Below are 19,007 nucleotides of genomic sequence, written 5' to 3' on the forward strand. Positions count from 1 at the left end.
ATGGCTCAATTAGTTAAGCTACAGGATTATGTTTCACGTTACGAAAAAGATTTGAAAAGATACCCAACTCAATTTATTCGATTGAAAAAACAACAATGGGAACGCACGAAAGAGGAATTTGAAAAAGGGGCATTCCATAATAATTGGATGGATACAGAAGAAGAAAAAATAGAGGAACCAGAGAAAAAATCTTTTTTTTCTAAACTGTTTCATCGCAATAAGGAAGAAAATACGGAAATAGAAGAGGTAAATTCTATTTCGGATGAGCCCACTCCTCTTTTTTTTGAACCAAAAATTGTTTATGAGCCACAGACGAAAGAAGATTTAAAACGAATGTATTTAGATCAACTTTTCCATTTTCAAATAAAATGGGCAAGTTCTACTTTACGTGAAAAGTCGTATGTGGATCCAAAATTTATGCGAGATACATTATTAAGAACGTTTATGCAGACGCTTCCCGATAATTATTTTTTATTCTATTATCCTATTTTAAAGCTAAAAAAGGCACCAATTGAATTAGATATTATGCTGGTTTTGCCAACAGAAATTGTTTGTATCGTTATGCTAGAAGGCCAAAATCTAGATGCATTTATCGGTAGCGGGGATCGTTTTTGGATAAGAAAAAGTGGAAAAGAAGAGAAAAAAGTATTAAGTCCGATGATTAATATTAATCGTATGGAATCTATCTTATTGCAAGTTTTTAAAAAAGAAGAAATAGATTTACCGATTAGAAAAGTTATTCTATCAAGGAATGGATATATCGACTATCCCGGTTCTTCTTATAATGTCCAATTTGTCGATAGCAGGACGTATGGAGAATGGTTTTTATCATTAAAGAATTCTCCTTCTCCTATGAAACATATGCAATTTAAAGCTGCACAAGCAATTTTAAATTTAGTGCAAACTACTTCTTATTCAAGGTCTTCTTGGGATTTAGATAGCGAGGAGAAAGATGAATAACATTGTTTTTATCGTCAATGAGCATGCCGGTAATGGACGTGGAAAAAAGATTTGGAAGAAGTGGAAAGATGCCATTGCTTTTCCTTATACATGTGTAATAACTGAACGAAGTGGACATGCAACAGAGATTGCTAGAAGCTATGCTGCATCGAGTAAAGATGCGTTATTAATAGTTGCTGTTGGTGGGGATGGTACGGTCCACGAAATCATTGTTGGAGTTACAGGCTACAATCATGTTCGAGTTGGTGTCATTTCTGCAGGAAGTGGGAATGATTTCGGCCGAACATTTTCTGTTTTTCAAACGACCGAGCAATTAAATGAGTATGTACATAGCAACTATGAATCAGTGAAAATGGATCTAGCTTTGTTAACTATTGGTCATGATTCATACCCTGTAGTGAATAATGCAGGGTTTGGTTTTGATGCAAAAGTGGCTTATTCTGTTAACCATTCTACATGGAAAAAAAGATTAAATACGTTTGGTTTAGGAAAGTTAACTTACATTATATACCTTATAAAAGAGTTATTTACTTTTCAGCGTTTTTCTTTCACTTTACATACAGAAGACAAAATGGTAACGTATGACGATGTTTGGTTCATCGTTGTATGCAATCAACCCTATTTTGGTGGAGGGATGAAAATATCACCTTTATCCAAACCAAATGATCAATTAATTGAAATGACCATCGTGTACAAGCTAGCAAGATGGAAATTATTATTTATATTTAGTACGGTGTTCTTTGGAAAACATACAAAATATAAAGAAGTTATTCAGTTTCAAGCGAAAAACTATACAATATCAATGCATGACAAAGTTTATGGACATGTAGATGGGGAATTTTCTTGTATAACCGAGGAAAATCACTCTTATTTATTTTCAGTCAGTCCAAAAGCTTGGAACTTAGCAAAACATATAGAAAAAGGAGTTTAACATAATGAGGTTAAGACATAAACCATGGGCAGAAGAATTTATAAATAGCCACCCTGAAATTGTTATTCCGAATCCGGAAGAGTTGAAAGGGAAGTGGGAATCGGAATTTAATAATAATCATCCGCTTCATATGGAAGTGGGTACAGGCAAAGGTCAGTTTATAACTGGGATGGCAAAACAAAATCCCAATATTAACTACATTGGAATAGAGCTTTATGATAGCGTTATTGTTTCTGCGGTTGAAAATGTGATTGCAGCAGGCTCTCCGTCAAATTTACGCTTACTAAAAGTAAATGGTGCCGATTTGGACAAATACTTCGAGAAAAACGATGTAGACCGTGTTTATTTAAATTTCTCTGATCCATGGCCAAAAATTAGACATGCGAAAAGACGCTTAACGCATGAAGGGTTTTTGAAACTATATGAATCTATTTTAGTAGATAATGCGGAAATCCATTTCAAAACAGATAATCGGGGATTATTTGAATACTCTTTAATTAGTATGTCAGCTTATGGTATGTTAATAAAAGATGTTTCGCTCGATTTGCACGCAAATATGCCAGAAGATAACATTATGACGGAGTATGAAGAAAAATTTTCTGCAAAAGGGCAGCCGATTTATCGTGTTGAAGCAAAATTCGTATAAAAGGGGACAAGGGAGAATGGATACGTTTCAATTTCACGACATGTCTTTAACTTGGTTACAGGGCGGGACGACGCATATGGATGGGGGTGCCATGTTCGGTGTTGTACCAAAACCATTATGGGAAAAGAAATATCCTGTCAATGAAAAGAATCAAATCGAATTAGCATCCGATCCATTATTCATCCAGCACAAAGGGCAAAAAATTTTACTAGAAGCAGGAATCGGTTACGGAAAATTTACGGACAAGCAATTACGAAACTATGGAGTTTCCAATCAATCTCAGGTGGAAGACAATTTAGCACAACTTGGTGTTCTCCCAGAAGAAATCGATATAGTGATCATGACACATTTACATTTTGATCATGCTTGTGGTTTAACTAAATGGGCAGATGACAGGCTTGTTTCCAGTTTTCCAAATGCTAAAATTTATGTGTCGGACGTCGAATGGAATGAAATGAAAAACCCAAATATCCGTTCTCGAAATACATATTGGAAAGAAAATTGGGAGCCCATAGAAGATCAAGTAGTGACATTTACCGATTCCATAGAAGTAGTAGATGGGATTGAAATGATTCACACTGGTGGTCACAGCGATGGACATAGTATTGTGTTGTTTAAGCAAAACGATGAGACGATTATTCATATGGCGGATCTCATGCCTACACATGCACACCAAAATCCACTATGGGTATTGGCTTATGACGATTATCCAATGACTTCTATTTTTGCGAAAGAAAAGTGGGTAAACGAGGCATTACAATCTAATTATTGGTTTAGCTTTTACCATGACGTCTTTTACCGATTAGTGAAATGGTCTGAAGATGGAAAAGAGATAGTAGATAAACTAGAGAGAACGAATAACTTCTGAATGAAGTCTGATAAAACAGCTTATGGCTTACGTAACCATAAGTTGTTTTTATTTATAGAGAAGGAGACTATAGAAGTTTAGACACGTAGATAACTCAAGTTGCATAAGGAACGGCATGCTAATTATTTTAATCATGATTTGAGAAAACTGTGTGGTAATTATCAGTGTCTCACCCCAAGTAAACTTGCTAATTTAAGAATTAGTTGCTTACCATGACTGATTGGTTGCCCTTATCCATTTACTGGATAAGGGTACAAGAAGATACTTAGAATTATGGGGATACTACGTAGTAAATAGGAGCCATTCTTCACTATTCCCAAAAGAGAATCTGCTAAATTGGTTTTATCGTGTTCAGCGGGAATTACGTCGCTTTCGAAATGGGTTTGGTCATGCTCGAAGAGGAGTTTTGTCGCGTTCGCAGCCTGTTATGTCTCGTTCAAACAATTACTGGATTTTTTAATGGGTTATATAAGAACAGCTAGAACTAAGTAAATAGCAAGCTTCTTTGATTTTCGCTACAGTTGGCCCGGTGATGTGCTATAAAAAAAGCCCCGTAATTATACGGGGGTGGTTGTCAGTCAAGTTGGGATATATTTTAGCTAACTAGTTATTAAGAAATGATTTTTCGAAAAACTCGAGAAGATATTCTAGGGTGATGGGATCACTGTAGGTAGATGCTTTCGTGTTTATTTCGAATACCTGATTGTTTTTAACTGCTGGTATGTTCTTCCATACATCAGTTTCCATAAATGAATTATCCACATCTGGGTTTTTACTTAGAATTACATAATCTCCAGCAAACTCCGGAAGCATTTCTGATGAAAAGGTATAAATACCTGATTCAAGCGCCAATTCCTTTACTTTATCAGGCATCTTTAATTCCATTGCTTGATATAGTATTTCTGTTCCTCGTGCATAATTATTTCCAAATACATAAAACTCTTTATCCCCACTTTCAATGACAGAAACAGTTGCATCTTTACCGATTTTTGCTTGAATGGCTTCTCCTGCCGTTTTAGCACGCTCTTGGAAATCTTTGACCCATTCCTTCGCTTCTGTTTCTTTGTTTAAGAGTTTTCCAATTTCAACTTGCTGGGTTAAATAATCCAGTTTTCCCCAAGTAAAAACAACAGTAGGAGCAATTTCATTTAATTTGTCGATATTTTTCATATAAGATCCAGCTATGATAAGATCTGGTTCCAGTTCAATGATTTTTTCCAAGTTATCCTCTGATACGACTTCGACACCCTTAAGCTTTTCTTCAAAAAGGGGATTTGTATTAGTCCATTCATCAATACCGACGATGTGGGCATCTAGGGCCAATGCATTGGGACCATTAGTAAGAGCCACTACTCTTTTGGGATCGGTAGGTACTTCAATAGGTCCAGTTTCTGATTGGTAAGTAAATGTATCTGTTTTAGTCTCAGTTGTCTTATCTTCGTTCACCGACTCATTATTTCCGCAGGCACAAAGAATGAGTACTAACAAAAATAAGAATGGTAGGAATAGCTTTTTCAATATGATTTTCTCCTTTTAAAACATAGTGTGATATTAATATGAAAGTAATCAAAGTAATAATGATAATCATTTTCAATTAACTCATATAAAATATTAATAGCGTTGATAAAAGATGTCAATGAATTTTTTGTTTATAATTAGCTTATAAGAAGAGAAAAGGGAATTGAAAAAGCCAAGAAAGAAGTAGATATTTTACTTCTTCTTGGCTTTAAATTATATTAGTTTTGTTTACCTTACATTCTTACCAATTCTACAACCGTACCAGTTTTTGCGTCTGCGGCAAACTCAAACTGCTCAAGTTCTCCATCTTTCATGCGGGAAATGCCGCCTTTGTATACATTCGTATGAATAGCCTCTTTGTTAAACGGCTCTGGGTTCATTAAAATCCATGAACCATCAATTGGTCCCTCTTCTTTAAATGCTGTTTTTATATCTTTTAGAACGAGCTCGGCAGATCGATTATTCACTTTGTTAGCGGCTTGACTTGCAATAATTCCAATAGCAATACCAGTACCTAGACCCATCATATAATCTTTTAGTTTCATCGTTATCTTCCTCCAGTCCTTTTTTTTAGTGTATCACACATCCGGTGTCGTTTAAATTATTCGATATTCGAAGTTTAATTGTAGTAAAGTAATGCATCTTTTATTACAATAGAAGTGGAATCTTTATTGAAAAATATATTTTTGCAGGAGCTTTAGGAGGCTTTTTTAGATGAATGAAGAAACGCGCTCACTATTTAAAACGTTAACAGAATTACCAGGCGCACCTGGCAATGAACATGCAGTTCGAGCATTTATGCGAAGCGAGCTGTCGAAATATTCGGATGAGATCGTGCAAGATAATTTAGGTGGTATTTTCGGTTTGAAAAAAGGAGATGCAAATGGACCTAAAATATTAGTAGCTGGTCATATGGACGAAGTTGGTTTCATGGTATCTGGTATTACTGATAACGGAATGATTCGTTTTCAACCACTTGGTGGCTGGTGGAGCCAAGTTCTACTTGCACAACGTGTGGACATTGTAACAAAAGAAAAAACAATTCCTGGTGTAATCGGTTCCATTCCTCCTCATTTACTAAGCGATGAAATACGCAACAAGCCGATGGATATTAAAAATATGCTCATTGATGTTGGTGCAGACGATAAAGAAGATGTGGCGCGCATGGGGATCAAACCAGGAGATCAGATTGTTCCAGTTTGCCCATTTACACCAATGGCTAATGATAAAAAAATCATGGCAAAAGCTTGGGATAATCGCTATGGCTGTGGACTTGCAATTGAACTATTAAAAGAAGTCCAAAACGAGCAATTACCGAATATGCTTTATTCCGGTGCAAACGTAATGGAAGAAGTGGGCTTACGTGGGGCACAGGCTTCTGCAAATATGATTAAACCAGACCTGTTCTTCGCTTTAGATGCAAGTCCTGCAAATGATGCTTCTGGCAATAAAAATGAATTTGGTCAACTTGGAAAAGGGACACTTTTACGTATTTTTGACCGTACAATGGTAACGCATCGTGGTATGCGAGAATTTGTATTGGACACAGCAGAAACACATAGTATTCCTTACCAATACTTCATCTCCCAAGGTGGTACAGATGCAGGTCGAGTGCATACATCTAATGAAGGAATTCCAAGTGCTGTAATTGGTATATGCTCACGCTATATTCACACATCATCTTCAATCATCCATACAGATGACTATGCTGCAGCAAAAGAATTACTAGTAAAACTAGTAAAAGCATGTGATCAAACTACACTAGAAACGATTAAAGCAAACGTATAAAAAAGATGCCCTCGAGGCATCTTTTTTTGGAAATGGAGAATAAATCGATGAAAATATACATAGGAACTAATAATAAAGCTAAAACAAAAGCAGTGCAAACAATTGCGAAACTATATTATCCAGATGCCAGTTTCGTAAACAAGGAAGTAGACTCCTTCGTATCTGTACAGCCAATGAGCAATGAAGAAACGAGACAAGGAGCGATCAATCGAGCAAAACAGCTAATAGAGCAGCAGGATACTTTGTTTGGAATTGGCTTAGAAGGAGGCGTACAGGAAATTGAAGGTGTCCTCTACATGTGTAATTGGGGGGCGCTTGTGACAAGTGGCGGGGAAGTATTTACTGCGATGGGGGCAGGTATTCCTTTGCCAGACGAAGTGTCCGAAAAGTTACGTGCTGGGGCGGAACTTGGACCAGTAATGGACGTCTATACAAATAGGAAAGGGATTCGCCACGCGGAAGGAGCAATTGGTGTATTTACGGACGGGCTTATCACAAGAAGTATGATGTTCGAACATATTATGTATCTTCTAATAGGGCAATATGAGCTTTCCAAGAAGTTGTTGTAGTTGCATGTAAGGTAAATCATCGTTAAAATATATAGCAGTTATGCTGTGAATGGAGGAAAGTAAATGACTCGAAATTGGATGCGATTTTTTTTCGCGTCGCTAGCTGTCATTTTATTAGTTGGATGCTCTTCCATGGAAGATGAAGTGGAAGATGGTATAGAAAATGCTAAGTTAGTTTTTCAAAGTGATGCTGAAAAACCGAATGAAAAAATAAACAATATGAAATTATTTATCCCTAGTGGTTTTTCAATAGAAGATGAGCCTGATGAAACGAATATTATTCTTTCGAAAGGGAAAGATTCCTATATTTTATTTCTTAACCCTAACGAATTACCAGGTAGTCGATTATATTATGATTTAATGATGGCAGACACTAATTTAAATATAGTAGAAGAGAAGACATTTGAACAAAATGGTCGATTTGGATTTGTAGCGGTTCTCGAAAATAGTGAAGAGAAATACGAGCTCATTACTAGTATTGGTGGTATTAAGCTGTCAACGATTTCCAAACAACAAGATATTGCAGGGAATTTGGAAAAAATGATGACAATTGTTCGATCCATCACAACAAATTAAAGGAGAATTTACATGCAAAATTTAACTTCAATAGAACAATTCGAGCAGTTAAAGGAAGAGGAAAAGGTAGTTTTCAAATTTACAGCGGATTGGTGTCCGGATTGCCATTTCATCGACCCTTTTATGGGAGAAATAGAAGACAAGTTTTCAAACTTTACATTCGTGTCTGTAAATCGGGATGAATTTATCGATTTATGTGGCCAGTTAGACGTGTACGGGATTCCGAGTTTTATCGTTTTCGAAAATGGTGTGGAAAAAGGTCGTTTTGTTAGTAAAGACCGCAAAACAAGAGAAGAAATTGAATCATTTCTTCAAACGATGTAAAACATTCAAACGGTTCACTCATGGTGGACCGTTTAACTTTTTTCAGCCAATAGTTACACCGTGGCGTAATTGATTGAATGGAAGGGAAAGATTTACTGTGAAAGCACTAGAATTTATAAGAGTTTTAAAAACAAAACTATCAGAAGAGATATATACGTATGATTATAATCGCGAGACAAACAAACTTCGATTGACGCATAAGGAGATAGGTAAAGGAATTGATATGTCAATACCTCCTATTTTAGCTAAATACGAAACGAAGAAGGATCAAGCGATCGATGAGGTAGTCTACACGATTCATCATACATTTTTAGCGATGGAAAAAGAAAAAGCAGGAGAAATTGATCCGGCTTCTTCTGTTTATCCAATTATACGTTCGACCTCATTTCCTTTGAAATCGAATGAAGGAAATAAATTTATTACAAAAGATCATACTGCAGAAACACGTATTTATTATGCATTAGACTTAGGAAGCACCTATCGATTACTCGATGAAAAAATGTTAGCTGCTTGGAATATTAGGGAAACAGAAATTCGCGAAAGAGCATTATTCCAAGTTAGAAACTTAGAAACAAATTATAAAAAAGATGTCGTAGCGGACAACACTTTCTATTTCTTCAATAACAATGATGGATATGATGCTAGTCGTATGTTAAACGAATCACTCCTTCGAGATATGAAAAAAATAATTGTTGGAGATATGACTGTTTCTGTACCCCATCAAGATGTTATGATTATCGGTGATATAAGAAATGAAACTGGATACGATGTTCTAGCACAAATGACGATGCATTTCTTCACCGTTGGAACAGTACCCATTACTTCATTATCTTTTATATATGAAAATGGAGATTTAGAGCCGATATTTATCATGGCGAAAAATCGAGTAACGAAGGAGAACGAAGACAAATGAATATTTTTTACAATGAAGTAGGCGTAGGGGATGTACTTTTAGTGCAATTAACACCTGAAAAAGTAGAAAAAGTAGTGACGGAAACAAGAGGTGACGTTACGTTTGTAAAAGATGCAAAAACAAACGAAGTATTAGCGATCAATATTTTTAACTTTAGCAAATACGAAAAAATAGAAACAAAAGGCAATGTTGAGCTTACAGAAGCGTTTGCTGAAAAAGTACAGCAAGCTTTACATACAAATGGGGCAGACTACCAATTAGAAGTGGATTTATCACCTAAGTTTGTAGTTGGTTACGTAGAATCATTAGAGCAGCATCCAAATGCAGACAAATTAAAAGTTTGCCAAGTAAATGTTGGAGAAACAACTTTACAGATTGTATGTGGGGCTCCTAATGTGGATGCAGGCCAAAAAGTTGTAGTGGCGAAAGTAGGAGCAGTGATGCCTTCTGGTATGGTTATTAAAGATGCAGAGCTTCGTGGAATTGCATCTAGCGGTATGCTTTGTTCTGCAAGAGAATTAGCATTACCGAACGCTCCTGAAGTGAAGGGTATATTAGTTCTAGACGAAAATGCTGAAATTGGAACATCCTTTGAATCATAAGACATGTATTCTTTATCTGTAATTAGCTAATTTATATCAAAATATGAAAAAGCATGCCAATTTGGTATGCTTTTTTATTATATAAGGGGACGTATATCGTTTTTATTGGTAAAATAGAATGTATCTATTAGAAAGAGTGATGAAATTGAATTGGTTTAAAAAACTATTTGGACTTAATGAAGAAGAAAATAGAGAAGAAATCGAAGTAGTAGAGAAAACGGTTTCGACTACACGATCAAGAACACCATTCCGCTTTCCGTTAATATCTGATGATGAAAAAAATGAAACGGTATATGAGCCACAAATCGAAGAAAACACGATGCAAGAGCCTTTTATAGAAAAACCATTACCAGAAGAACAACTATATAAGCCGTTGTACACGCAAGAGAAATGGCAACAAAGGAAACAACCGACCATTATACACCGTTCCGACAAGACTATAGTGGATGATACGCCCGCAATTATAAGGAAAAAAAGAGGATTTACACCATCAGAAGTACCTTCCCCTGTATATGGGTATTCAAAAAAAAGTAGAGGAACTTCAAATCCTAATAACAAATCAGTAGTAGACAATGCACCAATCCGTACTATTCAAGAAACATGGCAACAGCGAAAAATACAAAAAGTAGAACAACAAGTAGTTAAAAATACAACGGATGATATTATTACGTCAGTAAGTAAAAAAAGAGCATTTACGCCAACTGAGGTACCGTCACCAATTTATGGATTTTCCAAAAATAGAGAAAAGCAACTACCTATTGAAAACAAAGTGGAACCAGAAGCGAAAATAACAAAAGTAACGATAGAGGAAACACCTCTAACTAGCATTCCGCAACAACTGGAAAAAGAAGAATCGGTATCAACGTTTAGAAAGATAGAGGATGCTGTACTTCCATTAGAACAAGAAGCATTGGAAGTAAAATCAGAAGTACTAGAAGAAAACACGGAAGTATTAGAAGAAATACTAGAAGTACAAGAAGAGAAACCGGAGTTACTAGAAGAAAAACCAACAGTACAGGAAGTTAAACCGGAAGTACCGGAAGAAAAACCAGAAGTACAAGAAGTTAAACTAGAAATACCGGAAGAGAAACCGGAAGTACAAGAAGAGAAACTGGAGTTACTAGAAGAAAAACCAGAAGTACAGGAAGAAAAACTGGAATTACTAGAAGAAAAACCAGAAGTACAGGAAGAAAAACTGGAATTACTAGAAGTAACACCTGTAGTACAGGAAGTAAAATTAGAAGAATCAGAAGAAAAACGAGAGGTACAAGAAGAAAAATCGGCACTACTAGTAGATAAACCGGAAATAAAACCAGAAGTTCGAAAAGAAAACATTCGTCCTTTTAATGTATTGATGCTGAAATCAGATAAACAACATATGGAAAAGGCGATAATTAAAAAAGAGGAACAAGCAGAAGAGCCAATCATAGTAGAAGCTCCAATTACTATAGCTCCAAAAGAAATTGCTTCCGAAGAAACTGCGGCGACAATAGCGGAAGAACAACCATTAGAGATGTTGGAGCAAGTAGAGGAAGAGAAACCGGAAGATCAAAAAGAAAATATTCGACCGTTTAATGTCCTAATGTTGAAATCAGATAAGCAAAAGATGAATAGACTAAATATAAATAATATACAGCAAAAGCCTACAGAGAAAATCGATGTACCTGAAACCTCTCCAAATGAAAATGAAGCGCAAGTGGAGCAGGAAATCGTTCTATCTAATTATACAAGACCATCATTCAGTTATTTGCTCCCTCCAGAAATGAAGGATGAGGACAAAGAATGGATGGAAGAACAGGCATATACGTTAGTAGAAGCATTATCTCATTTTCAAGTAACCGGGGAAATTGTACAAATGGTTCAAGGCCCGGCTGTCACACAATTTGAACTGACTGTAGGGCACGGGACAAAGGTAAGTAAAATCCGTAACTTAGCTGATGATTTAAAACTAGCCCTTGCTGCAAAGGATATCCGTATTCAAGCACCAATTCCGGGGAAAAGGTCGATTGGTATTGAAATACCTAACCGGACGTCTCGGGCCGTTCGCATTTCCGAAGTGCTTAATACGGATGTTTTTATACAGTCGGATTCACCACTTGAAGCAGCGCTTGGACTCGATCTTACTGGAAAACCCGTGACACTGGATTTACGGAAAATGCCGCACGGTTTAATTGCAGGAGCAACAGGATCGGGGAAATCTGTATTTATTAACTCTTTACTTGTTAGTTTGTTGTATAAAGCAACACCTGAAGAAGTAAAATTACTATTAATCGATCCTAAAATGGTAGAGCTTGCTCCTTTTAATCACATTCCGCATTTGATAAGTCCTGTTATTACAGATGTAAAAGCTGCAACAGCAGCACTTAAATGGGCTGTTGAGGAAATGGAGCGTCGCTATCAACTGTTTGCGCATATTGGAGTGCGTGATATTAGCAGATATAACACGCTTGCAACGGATAAAAGAAAATTTGCTCAAAAACTTCCGTACATTGTGATTGTGATTGATGAGCTTGCTGACTTAATGATGATGGCTCCTGCAGAAGTGGAAGATGCTATTTGTCGTATTGCACAAAAAGCGAGAGCATGTGGTATTCATTTAGCTTTAGCTACTCAGCGTCCATCTGTAGATGTTATTACAGGACTTATCAAAGCCAATATTCCTACACGTATTGCTTTTTCTGTTTCTTCCCAAATTGATTCACGTACGATTTTAGATCAACAAGGAGCAGAACGCCTATTAGGTAAAGGAGATATGCTGTATCAAGGAAATGGCATGTCCAGTCCTGTTCGCATACAAGGTACTTACGTAACTGACGATGAAATCGAAGCGGTTATCGAATATGCGAGAAGTCAAGGGACTCCTGACTATATATTTGAACAAGAGGAATTGTTGCAAAGAGCAGAAACTTCTGAGCAAGATGATTTATTTGAAGAAGCATGCCGCTTTATCGTAGAGCAAGGATCTGCTTCGACTTCTTTGTTACAGCGTAAATTCCATATTGGATATAACCGTGCTGCAAGGCTAATAGATGCCATGTACGAGTGTGGTTATATTTCGGAGCAAAAAGGTAGTAAAGCAAGAGATGTGTTACTTACTAATGATAGTTTAGATCAAATATTTAGTTAATATTGTTTATTAAATGTATGGATGAAAAAATGATATAATGGGGAGTACGTCTACGCAGATAAATGATAGATGAAATTAAAACTGGATTAACTAGTGGTGTATTTAAGCGGGGATAGCCCCAGGAGGTTTACAACGTATGACAAAGTATCATTTTACAGGTATCAAGGGCTCTGGAATGAGCCCTTTGGCACAAATATTACATGATGTAGGAAATGAGGTACAAGGCTCTGATATTGAAAAATATTTCTTTACAGAAAAGCCTTTACATGAAAGAAATATAAATGTGTTGTTGTTTGATGAAGCAAACATTGATGAGGGCATGACAATTATTGCAGGAAATGCTTTTCCTGATAGTCATCCCGAGCTTATAAAAGCAAAGGAACTAGGTTTGGAAGTCATCCGTTATCATAACTTTTTAGGTGACTATATGAGCCGATTTACTTCCATTGCCGTAACAGGTGCACATGGCAAAACGTCTACAACTGGATTGCTTTCTCATGTATTAAGTGGGTATGCACCTACTTCTTTTTTAATCGGTGATGGCACTGGTAAAGGAGAAAAGGATGCAGCCAACTTTGTATTTGAGGCATGTGAATATCGTAGACATTTTCTAGCCTACAGCCCGGATTATGCGATCATGACCAATATTGACTTCGATCATCCAGATTATTTCCAAGATATTGAGGATGTATTTAACGCATTTCAATCGATGGCAATGCAGGTGAAAAAAGGAATTATTGCTTGCGGCGACGATGTCTATTTACAAAAGATTAAAGCACCGGTACCAGTTGTCTATTATGGTTTTGGAGAGCATAATGATTTTGCAGCCCGAAATATCGAAAAAACAACAGAAGGAACCTCTTTTGATGTATTTGTACGAAATGAGTTCTATGAGCGTTTTACGATTCCATTGTTCGGAGACCATGCTGTATTAAATTCACTTGCAGTTATCTCTCTATGCCATTATGAAGAAGTTCCAGCGGATACTATCCAAAGAGGATTAGAAACGTTTGAAGGTGTGAAAAGACGCTTTACCGAGACAATTATCGGGGACCGTATTATTATTGATGATTATGCGCATCATCCAACAGAAATTAAAGCAACGATTCAATCAGCACAGCAAAAATATCCAAAACGAAAAATTGTTGCGATATTTCAACCACATACATTTACAAGAACGAAAAAGTTTTTGCATGAATTTAGCGAGAGTCTAAGTTTAGCCGATCAAGTCTATTTATGTGATATTTTCGGTTCTGCTAGGGAAAATGCTGGGGAATTGTCCGTACAAACACTTGCCGATTTAATCGAAAACAGTCATATTTTACATGAAGAGACGGTAGAACAATTACTTGTCTATGAAGATGCAGTTTATCTTTTCATGGGAGCTGGGGATGTACAAAAATATCAGCAAGCGTTCGAAGAAAAACTAAATAGCTGAAAAAAATGCTTAATCCTTTAGTGATTAAGCATTTTTTTAAAGGATATTTGAAAGAAACGTAGTATAGTAATATAGAGAAAGAAGTTTAATTTTATTCTTTTAGGGTAAAAATGTTATAGGTCAATGAAAAAAGGGGAGAAGACAAAATGGAAAATCTTTTATACATAGCTGCTATTATAGCTGCAGTTGCATTTTTAGTGCTTTGTATAAGTCTAGCTGTTACATTGTTTTCAGTTAAAAAGACTTTAAATAATGTTGCGGACACATTAGATGGACTTGATACAAATCTACAAAATGTTACAAAGGAAACAGCGGAACTTCTTCATAAAACAAACGGATTAGCGGAAGATATCCAGGAAAAGTCTGAAAAACTAAATACAGTTGTGGATGCTGTAAAAAATGTAGGTACTTCTGTAAGTGGTTTTAACCATTCTATACAGCGCCTAACGTCTTCTGTTACATCCGAGGTAGCAAAGAACGAAGAGAAAATAGCGCAAGTTGTCCAGTGGAGTAACGTTGTATTAGGAATACGAGATAAATGGAAAGAAAGAAAAGAGTTAGAGCAAGCTGGTTATCATGCTTATGAACAAAATAAAAAAACAAATTTATAATTGGAGGAATTTATATGAGCAATCACGAAACAAAAAAACCAAATTATAATGAAGCAACTTATAATCATGAATATTACGCAAATCAGGCATCGTATGATAGACAAGCAACTCCAAATTATCCAGCAGTCCCTTACTACAACGAAACGAGAGATAATGTTTATCGTGAAGAAGAAGTAAATGGAAAAGATTTTATCATTGGGGTATTCATCGGTGGTATTATCGGCGCTGCGACGGCATTGTTATTAGCTCCTAAATCAGGATCAGAGCTTCGTGGCAATCTTTCTACGCAAGCAGGACAATTAAAAGAAAAAACGTTAGATTTTTCTTCAACTGCTAAAGAGAAAACGTCACAAATCTCGAAGCAATTACAAGAGCAATCAGGTCAATTAGTAGATAAAGTGAAGTCGATTAAAGGGCAACCAACATCTCCTTTAGACGATGGTACCGCTTCATATGAAGGGGAAGAGCCTATGGATTATATGGAGACCATCTCAAATACAACAGACGAGGTAACGGCAGAACAAGAAGATACTACTGCAGTAGCAGAAGCGCTAAAAGAAGCGGTTACAGGTACTAATAACTCGAATAAATAATAAAACACGAAACGAGTATATGCTCGTTTCGTGTTTTATTATTTAAGGATTATTTCTAATACATCCCCACCAAAAATTTCTTCATCAAATCGAGAGGGGCTTCCATTTCGAATAATTTGAAATGAACTAGCACCTTCTGGCATATTCCAATTCGTAAAACGGAATACATCCTGGAAAATCCAAGGAGAATGGTTTTCCTGCTTCCATTGAAGGCTTGCTCCACTTGGAATATTATCCGTAGGCGAGATTCTCTTCTCCCCAATTGTTACAACCGCACTTTCTCTCGTTAGCTCGACTGCTTCTCCTTGGAAAGTAACTATTAAATGTTCCGTCAATTTCTTTTCCAATTGATCAGCGAGTTGTTGCAAGGTAGGATAGTTCGTTGCGCTTACCTCTAGAACATCATTGTCTTGAACAGGATACGAAAGTTTTACTATGTTTCCGTTTAATAATAATTTCGATGACAGATCCGGTATATATTGATTCTTATCGTTAATGGTAACCGAATAAGGAGTCAACTGTGCTACATAATGTTCTTTTTTAAGAGCTTGTAAAACTTGTTCCACTGTTTGTGGCGTATCGACTGTTATTTTGTCTCTTTCTTTTAATGCCGTGTCAATAGAAATTGTTTTTCCATTAACTTTTACAGTAGGTTCAACTGTATGTACAACACCTTGAAAATAGATTGTTTTGACAGAAGCGTTATCGATTAAATCACGGACAGAAGCGGAACCCTCTTTTCCGTTCTCACCATCTAATATTTCAATAATATCTTTATTTTTTATCACTGCTTTTGTATTAGTTTTCATGCCATTTAACATAATTACAGCTGGTTTCCCATGTTCACCTGGAATATGTATCGTTTGCCCATTCACTTCCACTGAAAGTGCTGCTCCGGGTTTGCCATATAATTGTCGCGTAGGGATATTCGCTGCAAGCAGTGCATCCCCTACAGTCATTTCTTTTAGCTCAAATAGGCGAACGACTTGGTTATTAACTTTTACCGACATATATTGTATTGGTGCACGTTTTGCTGCAATCGCAATTCCGATCGGTGTAACCAGTTCAGGAGATACAGGAATATGTGCTTCTTTTGTTAAATTTTGAATAGCATCAATTCCTCGGACTGCCACACGATTTGCAGGTAAATTTAGTTTTTCAGCTAAAATTGTTGTAAGGGAAGGGGTTAAGCTTCCTCCACCCACTAGCATTACAGCTTTTGTTGATCGGTTATTATTTAACCGAAGAATTTCACTTGAAATAGATGTGGCTAATTCTAATATTGCCGGTCTAATCGCTGCTATCATTTCTTCTTTTGGAATGTTTTGCTTGAATCCCAAAATATCTTGTATCGGTATAAAATCATTCGTATTAATCGCTCTTTTTGCATCTTCTGCAAGTGGAAAATCGAGTAAGTAATGGTCACTTAATGCTTCTGTAATTTCATCCCCTGCATTGGGCACCATGCCATATGCAACAACTGTACCGAAGTCTGTAATTGCAATATCGGAAGTTCCAGCACCAATGTCTACAAGTGCAACATTAAGCCTCCGCATAGTTGGAGGTATAAGTACATTAATCGCTGCAATAGGTTCCAATGTTAAAGCTTCCATTTCCAAATTAGCTCTCTTTAATGCAGAAAGTAATGATTCGACAACTACTCGTGGCAAAAAGGTTGCGATTACTTCTATAGATGCTTCACGACCTTGTTGGTCTACTAAACTACCGATTTCCTCACCATCTAATCGGTAGTATAAAACACTATATCCAACACAGTAGTAATGGCTCGATTCCGTTTCAGTGTCGTTTTGTACAATATTATTCTGTGCCTGTTGAACCGCTGAAAGCTCTAGTCGGCTTATATCATCCTCTGAAAAGATTGGTCTATTTTTTATATCCAGTTTAACTTCTGCTTGTTCAGTTTTTAACGCTCGTCCAGCTGCCGCAACGCTTACTTTCTCAAGTGGACCATGTTTTTCCTCCAGTTGCTTTTTTATCGATTGGATTACTTCTGCCACTTTCAGTACATTATGTATTTGCCCGTCGACCATTGCACGTTCTTTATGTTCCTCGACCAATATATCGACAACATGAAAGGTCTCATTGCGCTCTTCTAATATAATTCCAACTACAGATCTTGTTCCTATATCTAATGCAAATAACTTAGATGCCAATTTCCCACGTCCTTTTTCAGGCAAATACTTTAGCGAGTTGAATCGCTAAAATAAAAATGCGTGACATTTTCACAAACATTGATTATAATATGAGTTATACTTAAAAATGTATCATAATTTTCAGTCGATATAAAGTGTCGGTGGAAAGAAGAGAGGAGAAATATCTATGAGTCATATGGATTTAGAAGCTCTACGCAGTCGTGTAGATGAGATTAACGTAGAAATTCTACAGTTAATCAATGAAAGAGCCGGTGTTGTAAAAGAGATAGGAAGAGTGAAAGAAAAGCAAGGTGTGAACAGATATGATCCTCTTCGTGAAAGACATATGTTAGATCACTTAAAAGAAAATAATGCTGGTCCACTACCACAATCAACGGTTGAGCATATTTTTAAAGAAATATTCAAAACTGCTTTGGAATTACAAGTGGATGATCAAAAGAAAGCATTATTAGTATCTCGTAAAAAGAAATCTGCTGACACAGTCGTGGAAATAAACGGTGAGAAAATTGGTACCGGAGCACCTTCTTTCGTGTTTGGTCCATGTGCAGTAGAGTCATATACACAAGTAGCAGAAGTAGCAGCTGCAATCCAAGCAAAAGGTTTAAAGCTAATTCGTGGGGGAGCGTATAAACCACGTACATCACCTTACGATTTCCAAGGTCTAGGATTAGATGGCCTTAAAATTTTAAAACAAATTTCACAAGAATATGGCCTAGCAGTCGTGTCTGAAATTGTCACACCTAGCCATTTAGATGAAGCGCTTGACTATGTAGATGTAGTGCAAGTCGGTGCTCGTAATATGCAAAACTTCGAATTATTAAAAGCAGTAGGTTCTATTGATAAGCCGGTGTTATTAAAACGAGGTATTGCAGCTACACTAGATGAGTTCATTCATGCAGCAGAATATATAATGTCACAAGGAAATGACCAAATCATTTTATGTGAACGCGGAATCCGCACATACGAGCGTGCTACTCGTAATACATTAGATATTTCAGCAGTGCCAATCTTAAAACAAGAGACACATTTACCAGTATTTGTAGACGTTACACATTCAACAGGACGTCGTGATATTCTTTTACCTGCAGCTAAAGCTGCTATCGCAATTGGAGCAGATGGAGTAATGGCTGAAGTTCATCCAGATCCAGCAGTTGCGTTATCAGATGCTGCACAGCAAATGAATTTACAGCAATTCGATGAGTTCTATAATTCATTACAAAACTTCATGAAAACACATGAAGTGCATGCATAAGTAGAAAAATTTCACAAAACCGACTCTTCTTATAGAGTCGGTTTTACTATTTGATTGAAAATTATAGGGTATATCAAGTATTATTTATATATAATATAAATAGTAAAAAATGTGAAG

At 36.4% G+C, this 19,007-nt stretch carries 18 protein-coding genes; 15 read left to right on the plus strand and 3 right to left on the minus strand.

What is annotated here, in order from left to right; genetic code table 11:
• Genes ACIP9W_RS00360 through ACIP9W_RS00375 form a run of 4 tightly spaced genes read left to right on the plus strand, consistent with a single transcriptional unit; the run spans position 1 to position 3,405 of the window.
• Positions 1-960: a nuclease-related domain-containing protein gene (locus ACIP9W_RS00360; RefSeq protein ID WP_400785018.1), complete on the plus strand. Its 960-nt coding sequence runs from the start codon at positions 1-3 to the stop codon at positions 958-960.
• On the plus strand, positions 953-1,891 hold the full coding sequence (locus tag ACIP9W_RS00365) for a diacylglycerol/lipid kinase family protein (protein ID WP_400785020.1): 939 nt from the start codon (positions 953-955) through the stop codon (positions 1,889-1,891). The genes ACIP9W_RS00360 and ACIP9W_RS00365 overlap by 8 nt, the downstream gene beginning before the upstream one ends.
• Before the next feature lie 4 nt (positions 1,892-1,895).
• Positions 1,896-2,537 carry a tRNA (guanosine(46)-N7)-methyltransferase TrmB gene (gene trmB / locus ACIP9W_RS00370; RefSeq protein ID WP_400785022.1) on the plus strand — a complete coding sequence of 214 codons (642 nt, stop codon included), beginning with the start codon at positions 1,896-1,898 and terminating at the stop codon, positions 2,535-2,537.
• 16 nt (positions 2,538-2,553) lie between these two features.
• Positions 2,554-3,405, plus strand: a complete 852-nt coding sequence (locus ACIP9W_RS00375) for a YtnP family quorum-quenching lactonase (protein WP_400785024.1) — start codon at positions 2,554-2,556, stop codon at positions 3,403-3,405.
• A gap of 603 nt (positions 3,406-4,008) precedes the next feature.
• Here the strand turns inward: ACIP9W_RS00375 and ACIP9W_RS00380 are convergent.
• A complete protein-coding gene (locus tag ACIP9W_RS00380; protein ID WP_400785026.1) occupies positions 4,009-4,923 on the minus strand; it encodes an iron-hydroxamate ABC transporter substrate-binding protein in 915 nt (304 codons plus the stop codon).
• A gap of 233 nt (positions 4,924-5,156) precedes the next feature.
• On the minus strand, positions 5,157-5,468 hold the full coding sequence (locus ACIP9W_RS00385) for a hypothetical protein (protein WP_282241349.1): 312 nt from the start codon (positions 5,466-5,468) through the stop codon (positions 5,157-5,159).
• Positions 5,469-5,637: 169 nt separating this feature from the next.
• Between ACIP9W_RS00385 and ACIP9W_RS00390 the strand changes: the two genes are divergently transcribed.
• From ACIP9W_RS00390 to ACIP9W_RS00435, 10 genes are all read left to right on the plus strand, one after another.
• Positions 5,638-6,711 carry a M42 family metallopeptidase gene (locus ACIP9W_RS00390; protein WP_400785028.1) on the plus strand — a complete coding sequence of 358 codons (1,074 nt, stop codon included), beginning with the start codon at positions 5,638-5,640 and terminating at the stop codon, positions 6,709-6,711.
• Between the two features lie 47 nt (positions 6,712-6,758).
• Positions 6,759-7,280 (plus strand): DUF84 family protein, encoded by a 522-nt coding sequence (locus ACIP9W_RS00395; protein ID WP_400785030.1) that lies wholly within the window; start codon positions 6,759-6,761, stop codon positions 7,278-7,280.
• 63 nt (positions 7,281-7,343) lie between these two features.
• Entirely contained in the window at positions 7,344-7,856 is a 513-nt protein-coding gene (locus ACIP9W_RS00400) for a hypothetical protein (protein WP_400785031.1), read from the plus strand.
• A 12-nt stretch (positions 7,857-7,868) separates the two neighbouring features.
• Positions 7,869-8,180 carry a thioredoxin family protein gene (locus ACIP9W_RS00405; RefSeq protein ID WP_400785033.1) on the plus strand — a complete coding sequence of 104 codons (312 nt, stop codon included), beginning with the start codon at positions 7,869-7,871 and terminating at the stop codon, positions 8,178-8,180.
• 97 nt (positions 8,181-8,277) lie between these two features.
• On the plus strand, positions 8,278-9,093 hold the full coding sequence (locus ACIP9W_RS00410) for a DUF1444 family protein (protein ID WP_400785035.1): 816 nt from the start codon (positions 8,278-8,280) through the stop codon (positions 9,091-9,093).
• Entirely contained in the window at positions 9,090-9,695 is a 606-nt protein-coding gene (ytpR, locus tag ACIP9W_RS00415; RefSeq protein ID WP_400785037.1) for a YtpR family tRNA-binding protein, read from the plus strand. The genes ACIP9W_RS00410 and ytpR overlap by 4 nt, the downstream gene beginning before the upstream one ends.
• Positions 9,696-9,840: 145 nt before the next feature.
• Complete coding sequence (locus tag ACIP9W_RS00420; protein ID WP_400785039.1) at positions 9,841-12,822, plus strand: DNA translocase FtsK; 2,982 nt, start codon at positions 9,841-9,843, stop codon at positions 12,820-12,822.
• Between the two features lie 136 nt (positions 12,823-12,958).
• Positions 12,959-14,260, plus strand: coding sequence for a UDP-N-acetylmuramate--L-alanine ligase (gene murC / locus ACIP9W_RS00425; RefSeq protein ID WP_282241356.1), 1,302 nt, complete (start codon positions 12,959-12,961; stop codon positions 14,258-14,260).
• Positions 14,261-14,406: 146 nt separating this feature from the next.
• Positions 14,407-14,871 (plus strand): DUF948 domain-containing protein, encoded by a 465-nt coding sequence (locus tag ACIP9W_RS00430; protein WP_282241357.1) that lies wholly within the window; start codon positions 14,407-14,409, stop codon positions 14,869-14,871.
• A gap of 14 nt (positions 14,872-14,885) precedes the next feature.
• Positions 14,886-15,464, plus strand: coding sequence for a YtxH domain-containing protein (locus ACIP9W_RS00435; RefSeq protein ID WP_282241358.1), 579 nt, complete (start codon positions 14,886-14,888; stop codon positions 15,462-15,464).
• A 38-nt stretch (positions 15,465-15,502) separates the two neighbouring features.
• On the opposite strand, the gene ACIP9W_RS00440 is transcribed toward ACIP9W_RS00435, so the two are convergent.
• Positions 15,503-17,638, minus strand: coding sequence for a cell division protein (locus ACIP9W_RS00440; RefSeq protein ID WP_400785042.1), 2,136 nt, complete (start codon positions 17,636-17,638; stop codon positions 15,503-15,505).
• 166 nt (positions 17,639-17,804) lie between these two features.
• Between ACIP9W_RS00440 and ACIP9W_RS00445 the strand changes: the two genes are divergently transcribed.
• Positions 17,805-18,890, plus strand: a complete 1,086-nt coding sequence (locus ACIP9W_RS00445) for a bifunctional 3-deoxy-7-phosphoheptulonate synthase/chorismate mutase (protein ID WP_282241360.1) — start codon at positions 17,805-17,807, stop codon at positions 18,888-18,890.
• The last annotated feature ends 117 nt before the right edge of the window (positions 18,891-19,007 follow it).

The sequence above is a fragment of the Psychrobacillus sp. NPDC093180 genome (assembly GCF_044754065.1).
Taxonomy (GTDB): domain Bacteria; phylum Bacillota; class Bacilli; order Bacillales_A; family Planococcaceae; genus Psychrobacillus.